The sequence below is a fragment of the Mycobacterium venezuelense genome, from assembly GCF_054919535.1.
Genome location: NZ_JBONDW010000003.1, coordinates 315,282 through 328,586, shown reverse-complemented (window position 1 = coordinate 328,586; position 13,305 = coordinate 315,282). Strand labels below are relative to the sequence as shown.

Genomic DNA, 13,305 nt, shown 5'->3' with positions numbered 1-13,305 from the left:
ACCGTGACACAAAACGAGGACATCCTAGTAAATGTCCGCAACGGCGTCGGCATTCTCACGTTGAATCGGCCCAAGGCGATCAACTCCCTCAACGAGGTCATGGTCGCGGGCATCGCCGAGGCGCTCGACGCCTGGGAGAACGACGCCTCGGTGCACACCGTGCTGCTGACCGGCGCGGGCGAGCGCGGCCTGTGCGCCGGCGGCGACGTCGTGGCCATTTATCACAGCGCGAAAGCGGGCGGTGCCGACGCCCGCCGGTTCTGGTACGACGAATATCTCCTCAACGCGCGCATCGGGAGCTACCCCAAGCCGTACGTCGCACTCATGGACGGCATCGTGATGGGCGGCGGCGTCGGTGTGGCAGCGCACGGCAGCGTCCGCGTCGCGACCGACACCACCAAGATGGCGATGCCCGAGGTCGGCATCGGGTTCATCCCCGACGTCGGCGGCACCTACCTCTTGTCGCGCGCACCAGGAGCGCTCGGCCTGCACGCCGCGCTGACGGGCGCCCCCTTCTCGGGCGCCGACGCGATCGCAATGGGTTTCGCCGATCACTTTGTGCCCCACGACAAATTGGCCGACTTCACCGAAGCCGTCATAACCGACGGTGTCGAGAAGGCACTCGTGACCTATGCCGTCGAACCGCCGCCCAGCCCGCTACTCGCGCAACGGGACTGGATCGATGACTGCTATGCCGGCGACACTGTCGCCGACATCGTTGCGGCGTTGCGGAACCACGCTGCGAGCCCAGCCAATGACGCGGCAGGCCTGATCGCGACCCGCTCCCCCGTCTCACTCGCGGTGACGCTCGAAGCCGTGCGCCGAGCCGCGAAACTCGACACGCTCGAGGATGTGCTTCGCCAGGAGTACCGGACGTCGTGCGCGTCGCTGCGCTCGCACGACCTGGTTGAGGGTATTCGCGCCCAGCTGATCGACAAGGACCGGAATCCGAAGTGGTCTCCGTCGTCGATCGGTGCGGTGACGCAGGCCGACGTCGACGCATACTTCGTTCCGGCAGAACCCGACCTGACGTTCGAGGAGGAGAAGAAATGAGCGACTTCGAGACCATCCTGGTCACCCGCACCGGCCGGGTCGCCACCATCACGTTGAACCGGCCGAAGGCCCTCAACGCCCTCAACAGCCAGGTGATGACGGAAGTCACCACGGCCGCAGCCGAACTCGACAAGGACCCGGACGTCGGTGCGATCATCGTCACCGGCAACGAGAAGGCCTTCGCTGCGGGCGCGGACATCAAGGAGATGGCCGAGCTGTCGTTCGCCGACGTCTATTCGGCCGACTTCTTCGAGCTGTGGTCCAAGTTCGCCGCCACCCGCACCCCCACGATCGCCGCTGTGGCCGGGTACGCGCTGGGCGGTGGCTGCGAGCTCGCGATGATGTGCGACATCCTGATCGCCGCCGACACCGCGAAGTTCGGTCAGCCCGAGATCAAGCTGGGTGTTCTGCCCGGTATGGGTGGCTCGCAGCGGCTCACGCGCGCGATCGGCAAGGCCAAGGCCATGGATTTGATTCTGACCGGTCGCACGATCGACGCCACCGAGGCCGAGCGCGCCGGATTGGTGTCGCGGCTGGTCCCCGCAGATTCGCTGATCGACGAGGCTCTCGCCGTCGCCGAAACCATCGCCGGGATGTCGCTTTCGGCCTCGCGGATGGCCAAGGAGGCGGTCAACCGTGCCTTCGAATCGAGCCTCACCGAGGGCCTGCTCTACGAGCGCAGGTTGTTCCACTCGGCGTTTGCCACCGCTGATCAGAAAGAAGGCATGGCCGCGTTCACCGAGAAGCGCGCCGCCAACTTCACCCATCGCTAGAGTCGACGGGTGACCGCCGGGGAAAGCACCGCAGACGCCGCCGAAGTCTCCGAGGACGACGCGCCGCCCGCACCTCCCGAGAAACCGATGTGGTGGGTGCGCCACTACACGTTCTTCGGTACCGCGGTGGGCCTGGTGTTCATCTGGCTTTCGCTGACTCCGTCGCTGCTGCCGCGTGGTCCGCTGTTCCAGGGACTCGTCAGCGGCGGCGCCGGCGCAATCGGCTACGGGCTCGGCGTGTTCGGCGTGTGGTTGGTGCGGTACATGCGCTCGGCCGAGACCAGTCCGAAAGCGCCGAAGTGGGCCTGGGTGGCTCTCGTGGTGGTCGGGATCATCGGGCAGATCCTGATGATCATCTGGTTCCACGTCTGGCAGGACGACGTACGCGACCTCATGGGAGTGCCCCGCCTCGGGTTCTGGGACCACCCGCTCACGGCCGTGCTGTCGATCGTGGTGTTGTTCGTGCTGGTGGAGATCGGCCAGTTGGTCGGCAATCTGGTGCGTTTCCTGGACCGCAAGCTGGATCGCTTTCTGCCGCCGCGGATTTCGGCAGTGGTCGTGGTGGCGCTGCTGCTGGCGTTGTCCATCGCCCTGCTCAACGGTGTGGTCGTACGGGTCGCGATGGACACCATCAACAAGACGTTCGCGGCCATCAATGACGAGACCGACCCGGATTTCGCCGCACCGACGTCGGTGCTGCGGTCCGGTGGCCCGCAATCGCTCACCAGCTGGGAATCGCTGGGCCATCAGGGCCGCGTGTTCGTTTCCGGCGGCCCAAGCGTCGAGCAGATGTCGCGTTTCAACGGAACTCCCGCGGTCGAGCCGATCCGGGCGTACGCGGGCCTGCATTCCGCTGACGGCATTCAGGCGACCGCAGCGCTCGCGGCGCGCGAATTGCAGCGCATGGGTGGCCTGGACCGTCAAGTGATCGCGGTCGCGACGACGACCGGAACCGGCTGGATCAACGAAGCCGAGGCGTCGGCGCTCGAGTACATGTACAACGGGGACACCGCGATCGTGTCGATGCAGTACTCGTTCTTGCCGAGCTGGCTCTCGTTCCTCGTCGACCAGGAGAACGCCCGTCAGGCCGGCCAGGCGTTGTTCGAGGCGGTCGACGCGCTCGTGCGCGAGCTCCCCGAAGATCGCCGCCCCAAGCTTGTGGTGTTCGGCGAAAGCCTTGGCTCATTCGGTGGTGAGGCGCCGTTCCTCGCGCTCAACAACCTCATCGCCCGCACCGACGGCGCGTTGTTCTCGGGCCCGACGTTCAAGAACACCATCTGGACCACCCTGACCCGCGAACGCGATGCCGGATCACCGGAGTGGTTGCCGATCTACGACAACGGCGAAAACGTCCGGTTCAGCGCGGAGGCCAAAAACTTGGACCGGCCCGACAAGTCTTGGGACAACCCGCGTGTGGTGTACCTGCAGCACGCGTCCGACCCGATCTCGTGGTGGACGCCGGATCTGCTGTTCTCCAAACCGGATTGGCTGCGCGAACCGCGCGGTTATGACGTGTCACCGCGCATGGAGTGGATTCCCGTCGTGACGTTCCTGCAGGTGTCGGCCGACATGGCGGTTGCGGTCGACGTGCCCGACGGCCACGGCCACGTCTTCGTCAAGGATGTCGCCAACGCCTGGGCGGCGATCATGCAGCCCCCGGGCTGGACCGCCGAGAAGACCGGTAAATTGCGGCCGTTGCTGACCAGCAACGAAAACGCCTGAGCGCGGGAGATTCTCGGCGCCGCGGCGGCACTGAAGCTGCGCCCGCCTATTAGCGACAAAGTCGCGGAAAGCACCCCTTCGGCCCCATCTGGCACGTGAGTCCCAGGCCGGTAGTCACAGTGGCCACGCTGACGATGTTTGGCCACGGGCGTCACAGATTCTCGGGTGTCCGCCTACGAGCGACATTGTCGCTGATAGGTGGACAAGCCGAAAAGCGTTACGGGAGTTGCCATTGCGCAGTATGCGACCGCTGCGATTCCGGGGCTGTTGCTTCAGCTACACATGGGACCGGTGAGGCGATTCCAGCGACAAAGTCGCGTATAGGCGGGCGGGAGCGCACGTGCCCCCGAGCGCGGCACGCCGCCGCGAAAACACCTGCTAGACCTGGCCCTTGGCGACCAGCGCGTGATAGCCGCCGATCACGTCGGTGGCCCGGTGCAGACCCAGGTCCCGCAGCGACGCCGCAGCCAGGCTCGACGTGTAGCCCTCCGAGCACAGGATCACCCAGTACACGTCGTCATCGACGGCCTGTGGGATCCGTGCGTCAGATGTCGGATCGCACCGCCACTCGAGGACGTTGCGTTCTATCACCAGCGCGCCGTCGACCTCACCTTCGCGCGCCCGCTGCGCGGCGGGACGAATGTCGACCAGCACGGCTCCGTCCGCGAGAGCGGCGGGCACGTCGGCCGCGGGTAGCCGGTCCAGCCGGGCCCGCGCCGCCTCCAACACTGCGTCGATACGGCTCATGGTCGTCCCTCCGGGGCGTCAGTCAGTTCGGTGCGGCTGCGCCGCAGGGTGTTTCGCGACGTCACTTCGTAGTAGGACATCGCGGTGAGCGGTGGCGAGTACGCGTGCACGCTCAGCGTCGGCCCACTCACCGGCCCCGGTGCCCGTACGACGTCGTGCACCCAGCCCAGCGGAAAGGCCGCCTGACTTCCGGCGGACAGCCTCCTGCGCTTCAACACCTCACCGTCCCAGCGGGTTTCGGTGAGGGCGCCGGAGATCACGGTCAGCGCACCGAGTGAGCCGCCGTGGTCGTGCAATTCGGTGGAGCGGTCGGGCACCCAGCTGATCAGCCAGACATCGAGCTCGTCGTTACCGACGAGCCGGGTGTACCAGCGTTCGTCCTCGGGCAGCCCGCGCAGCATCCGGTCGTAACGACCGGACAGCACGTCGTCGGCCGCGTGGTCGGTGGTGTTCAACAGATCGGGCAACCGCAGCCGGGTGGGCGCGGACACGGCGGGGACAAAACTGGGCGCGACCGTAGGAACGGTGGAAAGCATGGAAGGACTCCAGGAATGACGGGTGGAAAGGGAGGTCGGTCGGTGCTCTACCGAGCCCGACAACACTCCTGATATCCGGTCCTTTCCGTCACGGCCGCCAGTGTTGCATAGATTGGCTGCATGCGCAGTTACACGTGGGTGTCGCGGGCGACCGCCGGAGCCGTCGCGGTGGCCGGTCTCAGCCTGCTCGTCGGATGCTCGTCTGGGGATGGCAAAGACCAATCGCAGGAGTCCTCGGCGCCGGCGACGACAGCGACCACCACGGCCGAGTCGCCGACTCCGACGGCCGCACCCGGTGAGGTGGCGGTGTCCCCAGGCGGGGTCACGACGGCGGTCGGCGCGGACGCTCAGTCCACGGAAGAGGAGTATTTCCAGGCCTGTCATGCCGCCAAGGTGTGGATGGACGAGAAGGGCGGCGACCCCAAAGCCCAGATCGAGCCGTACCTGGCGAGCCTGCAGGCGCCGGGCGCGGCCCCCGGCCCTGGCACGTACAACAAGCCCTGGGCGGAGCTCGAGCCGGCGCGGCAGGCCGCCGTCATCGTGGCGGTCCAGGCCGCGGCTGACCAGCTGTGCAGCTAGTTCGAATCACGTTGCGTTAAATCGCCGGGCTCATCGCGCTGGGCGGCGATCCACGCGCGCCCTTGCGCCACGGCCGTGTCCAGCGCCCCGAACACGCGATCGGTCGCGGGCACGATGCCGTCGGGACCCAGTAGGTCGTCCAGGTCACCGCGTCGCAGCACTTCCGCGGTCGCGGGATCGACGCCGCTGACGATCAGTCGCCCGTTGTTGGCCTTCAGCTCGCCGCCCCAGCGGCGCAACGCCTTGATCGCGACCGACGACGGCACATCCGGCAGCGCGCGCATGCTCAGCACGACGACGGCGTTCGAGCTTCCCTCGGCGCGCGGCCAGTCCTCGTCGATGCGGGCTACTTCGGCGAACAGCCCGACACCGGCGTAGTGCAGGATCGTGACGTCATTGCTTGCGCACTGGTCGGGCACCGGGACACTGCGCCAACCCCCGTTGTCGGGCTCCAGCGCCATCAACTGCGCGGACTTCGCGGCCTTGGCGCAGTAGAGCACCAGAGACGTGATGACGCCGATGAGGATCGCGGTGTGCAGCGGCAGCTGCGTCGTGGCGGCGAAGGTGATCAACATGGCGAGGGCCGAGAGCGGGGCGACCCGCAGCACGAGCTTGATGTCCTTCCAACGGCCGACGACGAGTTCGGCGCCGATGACCAGGATGAGTCCGCCGATCACCGGCATCGGGATGATCTCTGCGGCCGATCCGGCGATGAGCACCAGCAATGCCAGCCAGATGCCGGCGAAGATGCCGGCCCACCGGGTCTGGGCACCCGCCGACGTGGCCACTCCGGTGCGGGACAGCGACCCGCCCGTCGGCAGTGCCCCGAAGAACCCGCCGACCGCGTTGGCCGCGCCCTGCGCGAGAAAGTCGCCGTTCATGTTGGTGCGGCTACCGTCGGGATTGGGTACCGCCGCCGATATGCCCGCCGCCTGGGCGAGGGCGACGAGCGCGACCGCGACCCCGCCGACGAGCAACTCCGGCATGGCCGCGAAGTTGGGAACGGTCACCGGTGGAAGCGAATTCATGATGGAGGCGATATCGCCGACGGTTTCCACATCGACCTTTGCCATCGCCACGACGGCGGTGACAACCACCAGCGCGAGCAGCGTCGCGAACGACTCCAGCGGTTTGATGAAGTGGAAGACCGCCCACACCGCGACCGTTCCGAGCGCGACCGCGACCGCGGCGCCCGACCACAACCCGATGTGGGCGAGCGAATCGATGAACTTACCGATTGTGTTGCCGCTCTGAGGTTTGTAACCGGTGGCGTCACCCAGCACGCCTGCGATGATCTGTAGCGCGATGCCGGTCGAGAACCCGGTCATCACCGCGTTCGAGACGAAACTCATGATCGAGCCGAACTTCAGCAGCCCGAATACCAACATCACAATGCCGACGACGATCGCCAGCGCGGCGATATTGGCCGGGTCGGCGGGATCCAGTCCGGCGTCGTGCAACACACTGCGTGAGGTCAGCGCGATCGCACTGGTCAGCGTCGTCACCATCAGCACGGTGCGGGCGAACAGCGAGCCGATGATCCCCGGCACCACGCCGGCGTACAGGCCGGCGACCGGGTTGAAGCCGCCAATGCTCGCGTACGCCATGCCTTCGGGGATGGAGAACAAGCCGGTCACAAGGCCTGCGATGGCATCACGGGGTTTTGGTTTACCGAGCCTGCGTACTGCCGCGGTTGCCCTTGCTGGCACGCTCATGCTGAACCACCTTGCCACGCTTACGCGCTCAGCGGGCGATACTTGCGCCATGCGGTTCACCGTCGACGCTCCAGGCCTTGGGCCCTACCAGCGGCAATGGTTGCGCGGTGATGTGTTGGCCGGACTGGCTGCCGGTGCGGTCATCATTCCGCAGGCGATGGCGTACGCAACGGTCGCCAAAATGCCGGTGCAGTTCGGTTTGTACACGTGCATGGTGCCGCTCGTCGTCTACGCGTTCATCGGCGGGTCACGGACGGCAAGCGTCACCACCACGTCGACGATCGCGACCCTGACGGCATCGACGATGGTGGGTGCGGGCATCGCGGCGGAATCCGAGGATGCGGCGGCACACCTGATCACGCTGACGTTGCTCGTCGGCGTATTCCTGTTGGTGGCGCGGGCACTTCGGCTCGGCTCGATCATCGAGAACATCAACCAGGCGACGCTGACGGGAATCAAGGCAGGCGTAGGTCTTACGGTCGCGGTGGCACAGCTGCCGAAATTGCTTGGAGTCGACGAGAATCCGAACGCCACCGGGTTCTTCCACATGTTGTGGTCGGCGGTGCGCCAATTCGATCAGGCCAACCTTGCGACCGTCGGGCTGTCCGTCGTGAGCGTGACGCTGTTGCTGCTGATCGGGAAGTTCACGCCGTACCTTCCCGGGCCGCTCATCGTGGTGGTGCTCGGTATCGCGCTCGCCGCGTTCGGTGGTCTGCCGAGTATGGGCGTGGCACTGATTCCTGAAGTACCGCAGGGCTTTCCCGTGCCGGGTCTGCCCGCGTTGACCGAGGTCGGCCATTTGATACCCGGCGCGCTGGCCATCGCGATGATGGCGTTTCTCGAGACGGTGGCGGTGGCGCGGAGTGTGCGCCGCCCGGGTGAACCGCGCATCGATGCCGACCGTGAGTTGACCGCCAACGGCGTTGCCGCACTGGCCGGTGGCTTCTTCCACACCTTGCCGCCGGCCGGCGGGTTCTCCCAGACCGGCATGAACCTGCGTTGCGGCGCCCGATCACAGGTCGCCGGATTGGTCACCGCAGCGCTCGCGGTGTTGGTGGCGCTGTTCCTGGCGCCGGTACTGAGCGAGCTGCCACAGGCGACGTTGGGCGCCATGGTTGTCGTCGCCGTATTGGGCCTCATCGATATCGGCGCACTCGCCCGGCTGTACCGATTCGACAAGCTCGAGTTCAGCCTGGCGGCCATCGTGGCGGTGTTCGGACTCACCGTCGGATTGCTGCCGGCGGTCGCTGCGGGCGTGTTGTTGACACTGTATTTCGTGCTGCGCGAGGCCAACCGGGCCCATGTGGTGCAGGTACTGCCGGGCACCGAAGGTGCGGCGAATGTGGCTGCGGCAGTTACCGATCCGCTCGTGCTCCGGTTCCAGATCGGCCTGTACACGGCCAACCTGCGTGCCAACACCTCGACCGTGCGCGAAATCGTCGCCGAGATGCGGCCGAGACCGCACACGGTGGTTTTGGACCTCTCCCATCTGCCGTGGTTGACCTCGACGATCCTCGACGGCCTGCGCGATCTGGAATCCGATCTCGCCGACGACGGCGTCGCGGTACGTTACGCGCAGCTGAGGGAATCCCTGCACACCGTCGCGGAGCGCTGGCCCTGGTGGCAGGAAGTCGAGTCGCGGGGACGCTATTTCGCCACCGTGACAGAAGCTACGACCGCACCACAAGACTGATTTCGCCTTGCGTTGAATTTCCTTCGGTCGTAGCGTGGACGCACTATGCAGCCCGATGCCGTCGCACTGGATCGTCCTTGGAAGCGCCCGGGTGCCGCGTATTACGCGCTGACGCGCCTACGTGGATTGGTGCACTCACCCGTCGAGGTCTATGAGCCGGCGCCCGGCGTCGTCCGGGTGCACCACGATGTCGAGGTGGCGACACGAGACGGCACCGTGCTGCGGGCCAACGTCCACCTCCCGCCCGCTGACGACCGGTTTCCGGTGCTGTTGTGCGCACATCCGTACGGCAAGGACAAGCTGCCCACCAAGAGAAAGCGAGGCAGGGGATACTCGCTGCCGTTCCAGTACCGCGTCCTGCGCCAGCCCGGGACGGTCCGGTTCTCGACGCTGACCAGTTGGGAGGCACCGGATCCCGCATGGTGGGCGGCCCGTGGATACGCCGTCGTGAACTGCGATCTGCGGGGCACGGGCACGTCCGACGGCGTGGGTTCGCTGCTGTCCGACCAGGAGGGCGAGGACGTCTACGACCTCATCGAATGGGCAGCCGCCCAACCATGGAGTACGGGGGCGGTCGGCATGATCGGCGTGTCGTATCTCGCGATCTCACAGTGGAAGGCGGCAGCGCTTCGGCCACCGCACCTCAAGGCAGTCGTGCCGTGGGAAGGCATGACCGATCCCTATCGCGATCTGCTGCGTCCGGGCGGTATTCAGGAGGTCGGCTTCGTCAAGATGTGGGGCCGCGGGCTCAAAGCGGCGCGCCTGAAATACGAACTCGGGGAAGAGAACAAGAACCGGCCACGTTACGACGACTGGTGGCGCTCGCTCGTACCCGCCCTGGATCGCATCGAAGTACCTGCGCTCATCTGCGGCAGTTTCTCCGACAACAATCTGCACAGCCGCGGATCGATCCGGGGCTTCGAACGCATCGGGTCGACAGAACGCCACCTGTTCACTCACCGCGGCGGCAAATGGGCGACCTTCTATTCCGATGAGGCCCTGCAGGCACAGCTGGACTTCCTCGACCGGCACCTGCGCGGCAGTAACCGGCCGGCGCTTCCCCGCGTGCGGCTCGAGGTGCGAGAAAGCCGTGAGCACGTCGCGGCTGTACGCGCGGAGACGGCCTGGCCCCTCGAATCCACGCAGTGGACGCCGCGGTATCTCACCGAAACCGGCCTCGCCGCCGAACCGGCTGGCGCGAACGGATCCAAGGAATTCGATTTACGCTCAGGCGCAATCCGTTTCGGCTGGACATTGACTGCCGACACGGAGATCACCGGGCCGATGGCGCTACGGCTGTTCGTCTCGACCGAAGGCGGCGACGCGGACCTGTTCGTCGGTGTGGAGAAATGGCGCGGTCCGGAATATGTGCCGTTCGAAGGGTCCTACGGCTTCGGTCGCGACCGGGTGACGTCGGGCTGGTCGCGGCTGTCGATGCGCGCGCTCGACGAATCGACGTCCCGGCCGTTCCAACCGGTCCGCGCGTTCACGCACAGTGAGCCGCTGCAGCCCGATGAGGTTGCGCGCGTGGACATTCCGCTGGGTCCGTCAGCCACGATGTTCCGGGCCGGTGAGCAGCTTCGCCTGGTGGTCGCCGGGCGCTGGCTGTGGCCCCGCAATCCGCTCACCGGCAACTTCCCGGCCTGGTATGAGCGCCGTTCGCGAGGGGTCTGCACCCTGCACTGGGGCCCCGGACGGCACGCTCGGCTTCTCGTGCCCGTGATCCCGTAACGCGTTCCGCAGCGCACAATGAAGACATGCGAGTTGCGCTGGCCCTCGGGAGCGGTGGGGCGCGGGGCTATGCGCACATCGGCGTCATCAACGAACTCCGCGATCGCGGTTACGACATCGTCGGAATCTCCGGTTCGTCGATGGGCGCACTCGTGGGTGGCCTGTACGCGGCGGGAAAGCTCGACGACTTCGCCGACTGGGCCCGCACTCTGACGCAACGCGCGGTGCTGCGCCTGCTCGACCCGTCGATCACCGCCGCGGGAATCCTTCGGGCCGAGAAGATTCTCGACAAGGTCCGCGACATCCTGGGCGAGGCGACCATCGAGGGACTGCCGATCCCCTACACCGCGGTCGCGACGGATCTGATCTCCGGAAAGTCGGTATGGCTGCAACGCGGGCCGGTCGACGCCGCGATTCGCGCATCGATCGCGATCCCCGGGGTGATCGCGCCGCACGTGCTCGACGGCCGGCTGCTCGGCGACGGCGGCATCCTCGATCCGCTGCCCATGGCACCGATCGCCGCGGTCAACGCCGATCTGACGATCGCCGTCAGCGTTTCGGGCAGCGAGCCAGAGACACCCGCGACCGAGCCCGGCCCGCGGCCGACCACCGAATGGCTCAACCGGATGATGCGCAGCACCTCGGCCGTCCTCGACACCGCGTCGGTGCGCAGTGTGCTCGACCGGCCGACGGCCCGTGCGGTGCTCAGCCGGTTCGGGGCGTCGGTGCCCGAGCCCGACGACGACGTCGAGCAGGATGCCGAGCTGCCCGACATCCCCGACGCCGCGGGCGTTCCGCGGTTGGGGAGTTTCGAGGTCATGTACCGGACCATCGACATCGCGCAGGCCGCGCTCGCGCGCCACACACTGGCCGCCTATCCGCCCGACCTGCTGATCGAGGTCCCCCGCACGGTGTGCCGCAGCCTCGAGTTCAACCGCGCAGCCGAGGTGATCGCCGTCGGCCAGGACTTGGCCGCCCGGGCACTCGACGGCTGATCAGGCCAGGAACGCCGCGATCTCGGCGGCGACCCGCCGTCCCTGCGCCCGGCCGGCCCGCGCCGACGGCACGCGGCAGGCCGGATCGAGCGGGTTGGCTCCGAACGCTTCGACTGCGTCGTCGTCGGCGAAGACGCCGAGTGCCGTCCCGCCGAATCCGGCGATCTCCTCGGCGGTGCCGCCCGCGCCGAACGGCGACGGCACCGAGCGGCCCGACGGCACCAGCACCACCGCGTTGTCGCAGTCGGCCGCCAGCTCCATGTTGACGCTGCTGCCGACCCCGCCGTCCATGTAGCGCCTGCCGTCGATCGTCACGGGCGGCCAGGCGCCCGGCACCGCGCAGCTGGCGGCGACTGCGTCGACCAGTTCGACCCCGGAGTCGCGGTCGAAACCGACCAGTTCGCCGGTCGCGATGTCGATCGCCGAGATTCGCAGTATCCGGTCGGGCCAGCGGTGCGAAGGAAGCCGCGCGGCAATCACGTCGCGGCGAACCCCCTCGTCAACCGTCGGGGCATCGAGCGCGATCTCCCCGATGCGCTGCAGCTTCTGCTGTTTGGTGGTGTTCGGCGTGAGCATCGCCGTGACGAACAGCTCGGTGATGCCGTCGATACCCACGCCCGGGTCCAGCTCCGCCGATACCCCGCCGACCTGGCGGTCATAGAGCTCATCGAGGCTCAGCCCGCTGCTCAGCTGAGCCGCCACCGTCGAGCCGGCCGACGTGCCAACCAGTACGTCACTGGCCAGCAGCGCCCCTGCCGTGTCCGGCGATTCGTCGGCGATGCCGCGCAGAATCCCGGTCTCCCAGGCAATTCCGGCGATACCGCCACCGGCGAGTACCAGTGCACGTTTCGACATGCCCGGATTGTGCCAGGACTAGGTGTGCTGCGACGCAGCCGCCTTGGCGCTGAGCTCATCGCGGCGCAGTTGATGGCGCGGCGGCCCGGGAAACGCCACGCGCCGGTGGATCTCCAGATCGGCGTCGACGTGGACGAGCTCGCCGGGCGCAAGGATTTGCCAATGACCTTTGTCCATCGGCTCACTGGCGAACACGACCGACGGCAATGCGGTCAGGTGCTCGGATTCGGCGTGGATGCGGCGACTGTGTAACCGCAGGCGCTTCTCGGCGGCACGCCGCCGGTCGAGCACGTACAGCTCGTGGGTGTCGGGGTAGCGCAGCGCCCAGATGTCGGTGGCCGTGCTGAGCAGGATGTTGACGGCGTAGACGGGGACGTTGTCGGCCAACCAGCCGATCGCGTCGACGATGCCGGCACCGATGTCGCCGTGACGCGCCCGGATGGCCGCGGTGATCAGTGCGAAGACGCGTTCGGAGTCGGTCTGGCCCGCGACGAGTCCGTCGACACCCAACTCACGCAGGCGGTCGTCGAGCGCATCCATCCCCTCGACAACTCCGTTGTGCGCGAAGATCCGGCCGTCCTGGAGAAACGGATGGGTGTTCACCACATCCAGCGCACCCGTCGACGCGTAGCGGACATGTGCGACGAACGTCGTCGCCGAGACATCGTGCGCCTCGGTGGCGAACTCGGAGTCCTGCCACGCCGCGACGGGCTCTTTGCGCACCACCGGAGCGCCGTCGGCACCGAACACGCCGAGACCGGTACCGTCGGGATTGTGCTTGCTTTGCTCGGCGAGGTTGTCCGGTGCATCCAGCAGCCAGAAGGTCGCGGTCACCACACGGCGCCCGGCATGCAAGCCGAACAATCGGCACATGAGCGCTGATGTTAGTAGCTCGAGCGAGGAGAG

12 protein-coding genes are annotated in these 13,305 nt (G+C 67.1%); 7 read left to right on the top strand and 5 right to left on the bottom strand.

Annotation, left to right across the window (positions count from 1 at the left end):
- The first annotated feature begins 3 nt into the window (after positions 1 to 3).
- The 3 genes from ACRCUN_RS06825 to ACRCUN_RS06815 all read left to right on the top strand — a co-directional run bounded on the left by ACRCUN_RS06825 (position 4) and on the right by ACRCUN_RS06815 (position 3,548).
- A complete protein-coding gene (locus tag ACRCUN_RS06825) occupies positions 4 to 1,053 on the top strand; it encodes an enoyl-CoA hydratase/isomerase family protein (protein WP_462140869.1) in 1,050 nt (349 codons plus the stop codon).
- Entirely contained in the window at positions 1,050 to 1,826 is a 777-nt protein-coding gene (locus ACRCUN_RS06820) for an enoyl-CoA hydratase (RefSeq protein ID WP_462140868.1), read from the top strand. Before ACRCUN_RS06825 ends, ACRCUN_RS06820 begins: the two co-directional genes overlap by 4 nt.
- An 87-nt stretch (positions 1,827 to 1,913) precedes the next feature.
- Complete coding sequence (locus ACRCUN_RS06815) at positions 1,914 to 3,548, top strand: alpha/beta hydrolase (protein ID WP_462140974.1); 1,635 nt, start codon at positions 1,914 to 1,916, stop codon at positions 3,546 to 3,548.
- Positions 3,549 to 3,926: 378 nt separating this feature from the next.
- Here ACRCUN_RS06815 and ACRCUN_RS06810 read toward each other — a convergent pair whose 3' ends face one another.
- Positions 3,927 to 4,295, bottom strand: a complete 369-nt coding sequence (locus ACRCUN_RS06810; RefSeq protein ID WP_462140867.1) for a rhodanese-like domain-containing protein — start codon at positions 4,293 to 4,295, stop codon at positions 3,927 to 3,929.
- Positions 4,292 to 4,831, bottom strand: coding sequence for a cysteine dioxygenase (locus tag ACRCUN_RS06805; protein ID WP_462140866.1), 540 nt, complete (start codon positions 4,829 to 4,831; stop codon positions 4,292 to 4,294). The genes ACRCUN_RS06810 and ACRCUN_RS06805 overlap by 4 nt, the downstream gene beginning before the upstream one ends.
- 120 nt (positions 4,832 to 4,951) lie before the next feature.
- On the opposite strand from ACRCUN_RS06805, the gene lpqV reads away from it, so the two are divergent.
- Positions 4,952 to 5,410 (top strand): lipoprotein LpqV, encoded by a 459-nt coding sequence (gene lpqV, locus ACRCUN_RS06800; RefSeq protein WP_462140865.1) that lies wholly within the window; start codon positions 4,952 to 4,954, stop codon positions 5,408 to 5,410.
- Here the strand turns inward: lpqV and ACRCUN_RS06795 are convergent.
- On the bottom strand, positions 5,407 to 7,125 hold the full coding sequence (locus ACRCUN_RS06795; RefSeq protein WP_462140864.1) for a SulP family inorganic anion transporter: 1,719 nt from the start codon (positions 7,123 to 7,125) through the stop codon (positions 5,407 to 5,409). The two genes, lpqV and ACRCUN_RS06795, sit on opposite strands and share 4 nt — an antisense overlap.
- A gap of 49 nt (positions 7,126 to 7,174) precedes the next feature.
- On the opposite strand from ACRCUN_RS06795, the gene ACRCUN_RS06790 reads away from it, so the two are divergent.
- Genes ACRCUN_RS06790 through ACRCUN_RS06780 form a run of 3 tightly spaced genes read left to right on the top strand, consistent with a single transcriptional unit; the run spans position 7,175 to position 11,544 of the window.
- Positions 7,175 to 8,818: a SulP family inorganic anion transporter gene (locus tag ACRCUN_RS06790; protein WP_462140863.1), complete on the top strand. Its 1,644-nt coding sequence runs from the start codon at positions 7,175 to 7,177 to the stop codon at positions 8,816 to 8,818.
- Positions 8,819 to 8,863: 45 nt separating this feature from the next.
- On the top strand, positions 8,864 to 10,549 hold the full coding sequence (locus ACRCUN_RS06785) for a CocE/NonD family hydrolase (protein ID WP_462140862.1): 1,686 nt from the start codon (positions 8,864 to 8,866) through the stop codon (positions 10,547 to 10,549).
- 26 nt (positions 10,550 to 10,575) lie between these two features.
- A complete protein-coding gene (locus tag ACRCUN_RS06780; RefSeq protein WP_462140861.1) occupies positions 10,576 to 11,544 on the top strand; it encodes a patatin-like phospholipase family protein in 969 nt (322 codons plus the stop codon).
- On the opposite strand, the gene ACRCUN_RS06775 is transcribed toward ACRCUN_RS06780, so the two are convergent.
- Together ACRCUN_RS06775 and ACRCUN_RS06770 are read right to left on the bottom strand one after the other, a co-directional pair.
- Positions 11,545 to 12,399 (bottom strand): patatin-like phospholipase family protein, encoded by an 855-nt coding sequence (locus ACRCUN_RS06775; RefSeq protein ID WP_462140860.1) that lies wholly within the window; start codon positions 12,397 to 12,399, stop codon positions 11,545 to 11,547.
- Between the two features lie 18 nt (positions 12,400 to 12,417).
- Positions 12,418 to 13,272 (bottom strand): class II glutamine amidotransferase, encoded by an 855-nt coding sequence (locus ACRCUN_RS06770; protein WP_462140859.1) that lies wholly within the window; start codon positions 13,270 to 13,272, stop codon positions 12,418 to 12,420.
- Positions 13,273 to 13,305 lie beyond the last annotated feature (33 nt).

Coding starts and splice junctions, on each gene's coding strand:
- lpqV (WP_462140865.1), top strand. CDS start 4,952: ATGCGCAGTTACACGTGGGTGTCGCGGGCGACCGCCGGAGCCGTCGCG.
- ACRCUN_RS06810 (WP_462140867.1), bottom strand. CDS start 4,295: ATGAGCCGTATCGACGCAGTGTTGGAGGCGGCGCGGGCCCGGCTGGAC.
- ACRCUN_RS06775 (WP_462140860.1), bottom strand. CDS start 12,399: ATGTCGAAACGTGCACTGGTACTCGCCGGTGGCGGTATCGCCGGAATT.
- ACRCUN_RS06790 (WP_462140863.1), top strand. CDS start 7,175: ATGCGGTTCACCGTCGACGCTCCAGGCCTTGGGCCCTACCAGCGGCAA.
- ACRCUN_RS06815 (WP_462140974.1), top strand. CDS start 1,914: ATGTGGTGGGTGCGCCACTACACGTTCTTCGGTACCGCGGTGGGCCTG.
- ACRCUN_RS06820 (WP_462140868.1), top strand. CDS start 1,050: ATGAGCGACTTCGAGACCATCCTGGTCACCCGCACCGGCCGGGTCGCC.
- ACRCUN_RS06805 (WP_462140866.1), bottom strand. CDS start 4,831: ATGCTTTCCACCGTTCCTACGGTCGCGCCCAGTTTTGTCCCCGCCGTG.
- ACRCUN_RS06770 (WP_462140859.1), bottom strand. CDS start 13,272: ATGTGCCGATTGTTCGGCTTGCATGCCGGGCGCCGTGTGGTGACCGCG.
- ACRCUN_RS06780 (WP_462140861.1), top strand. CDS start 10,576: ATGCGAGTTGCGCTGGCCCTCGGGAGCGGTGGGGCGCGGGGCTATGCG.
- ACRCUN_RS06785 (WP_462140862.1), top strand. CDS start 8,864: ATGCAGCCCGATGCCGTCGCACTGGATCGTCCTTGGAAGCGCCCGGGT.
- ACRCUN_RS06795 (WP_462140864.1), bottom strand. CDS start 7,125: ATGAGCGTGCCAGCAAGGGCAACCGCGGCAGTACGCAGGCTCGGTAAA.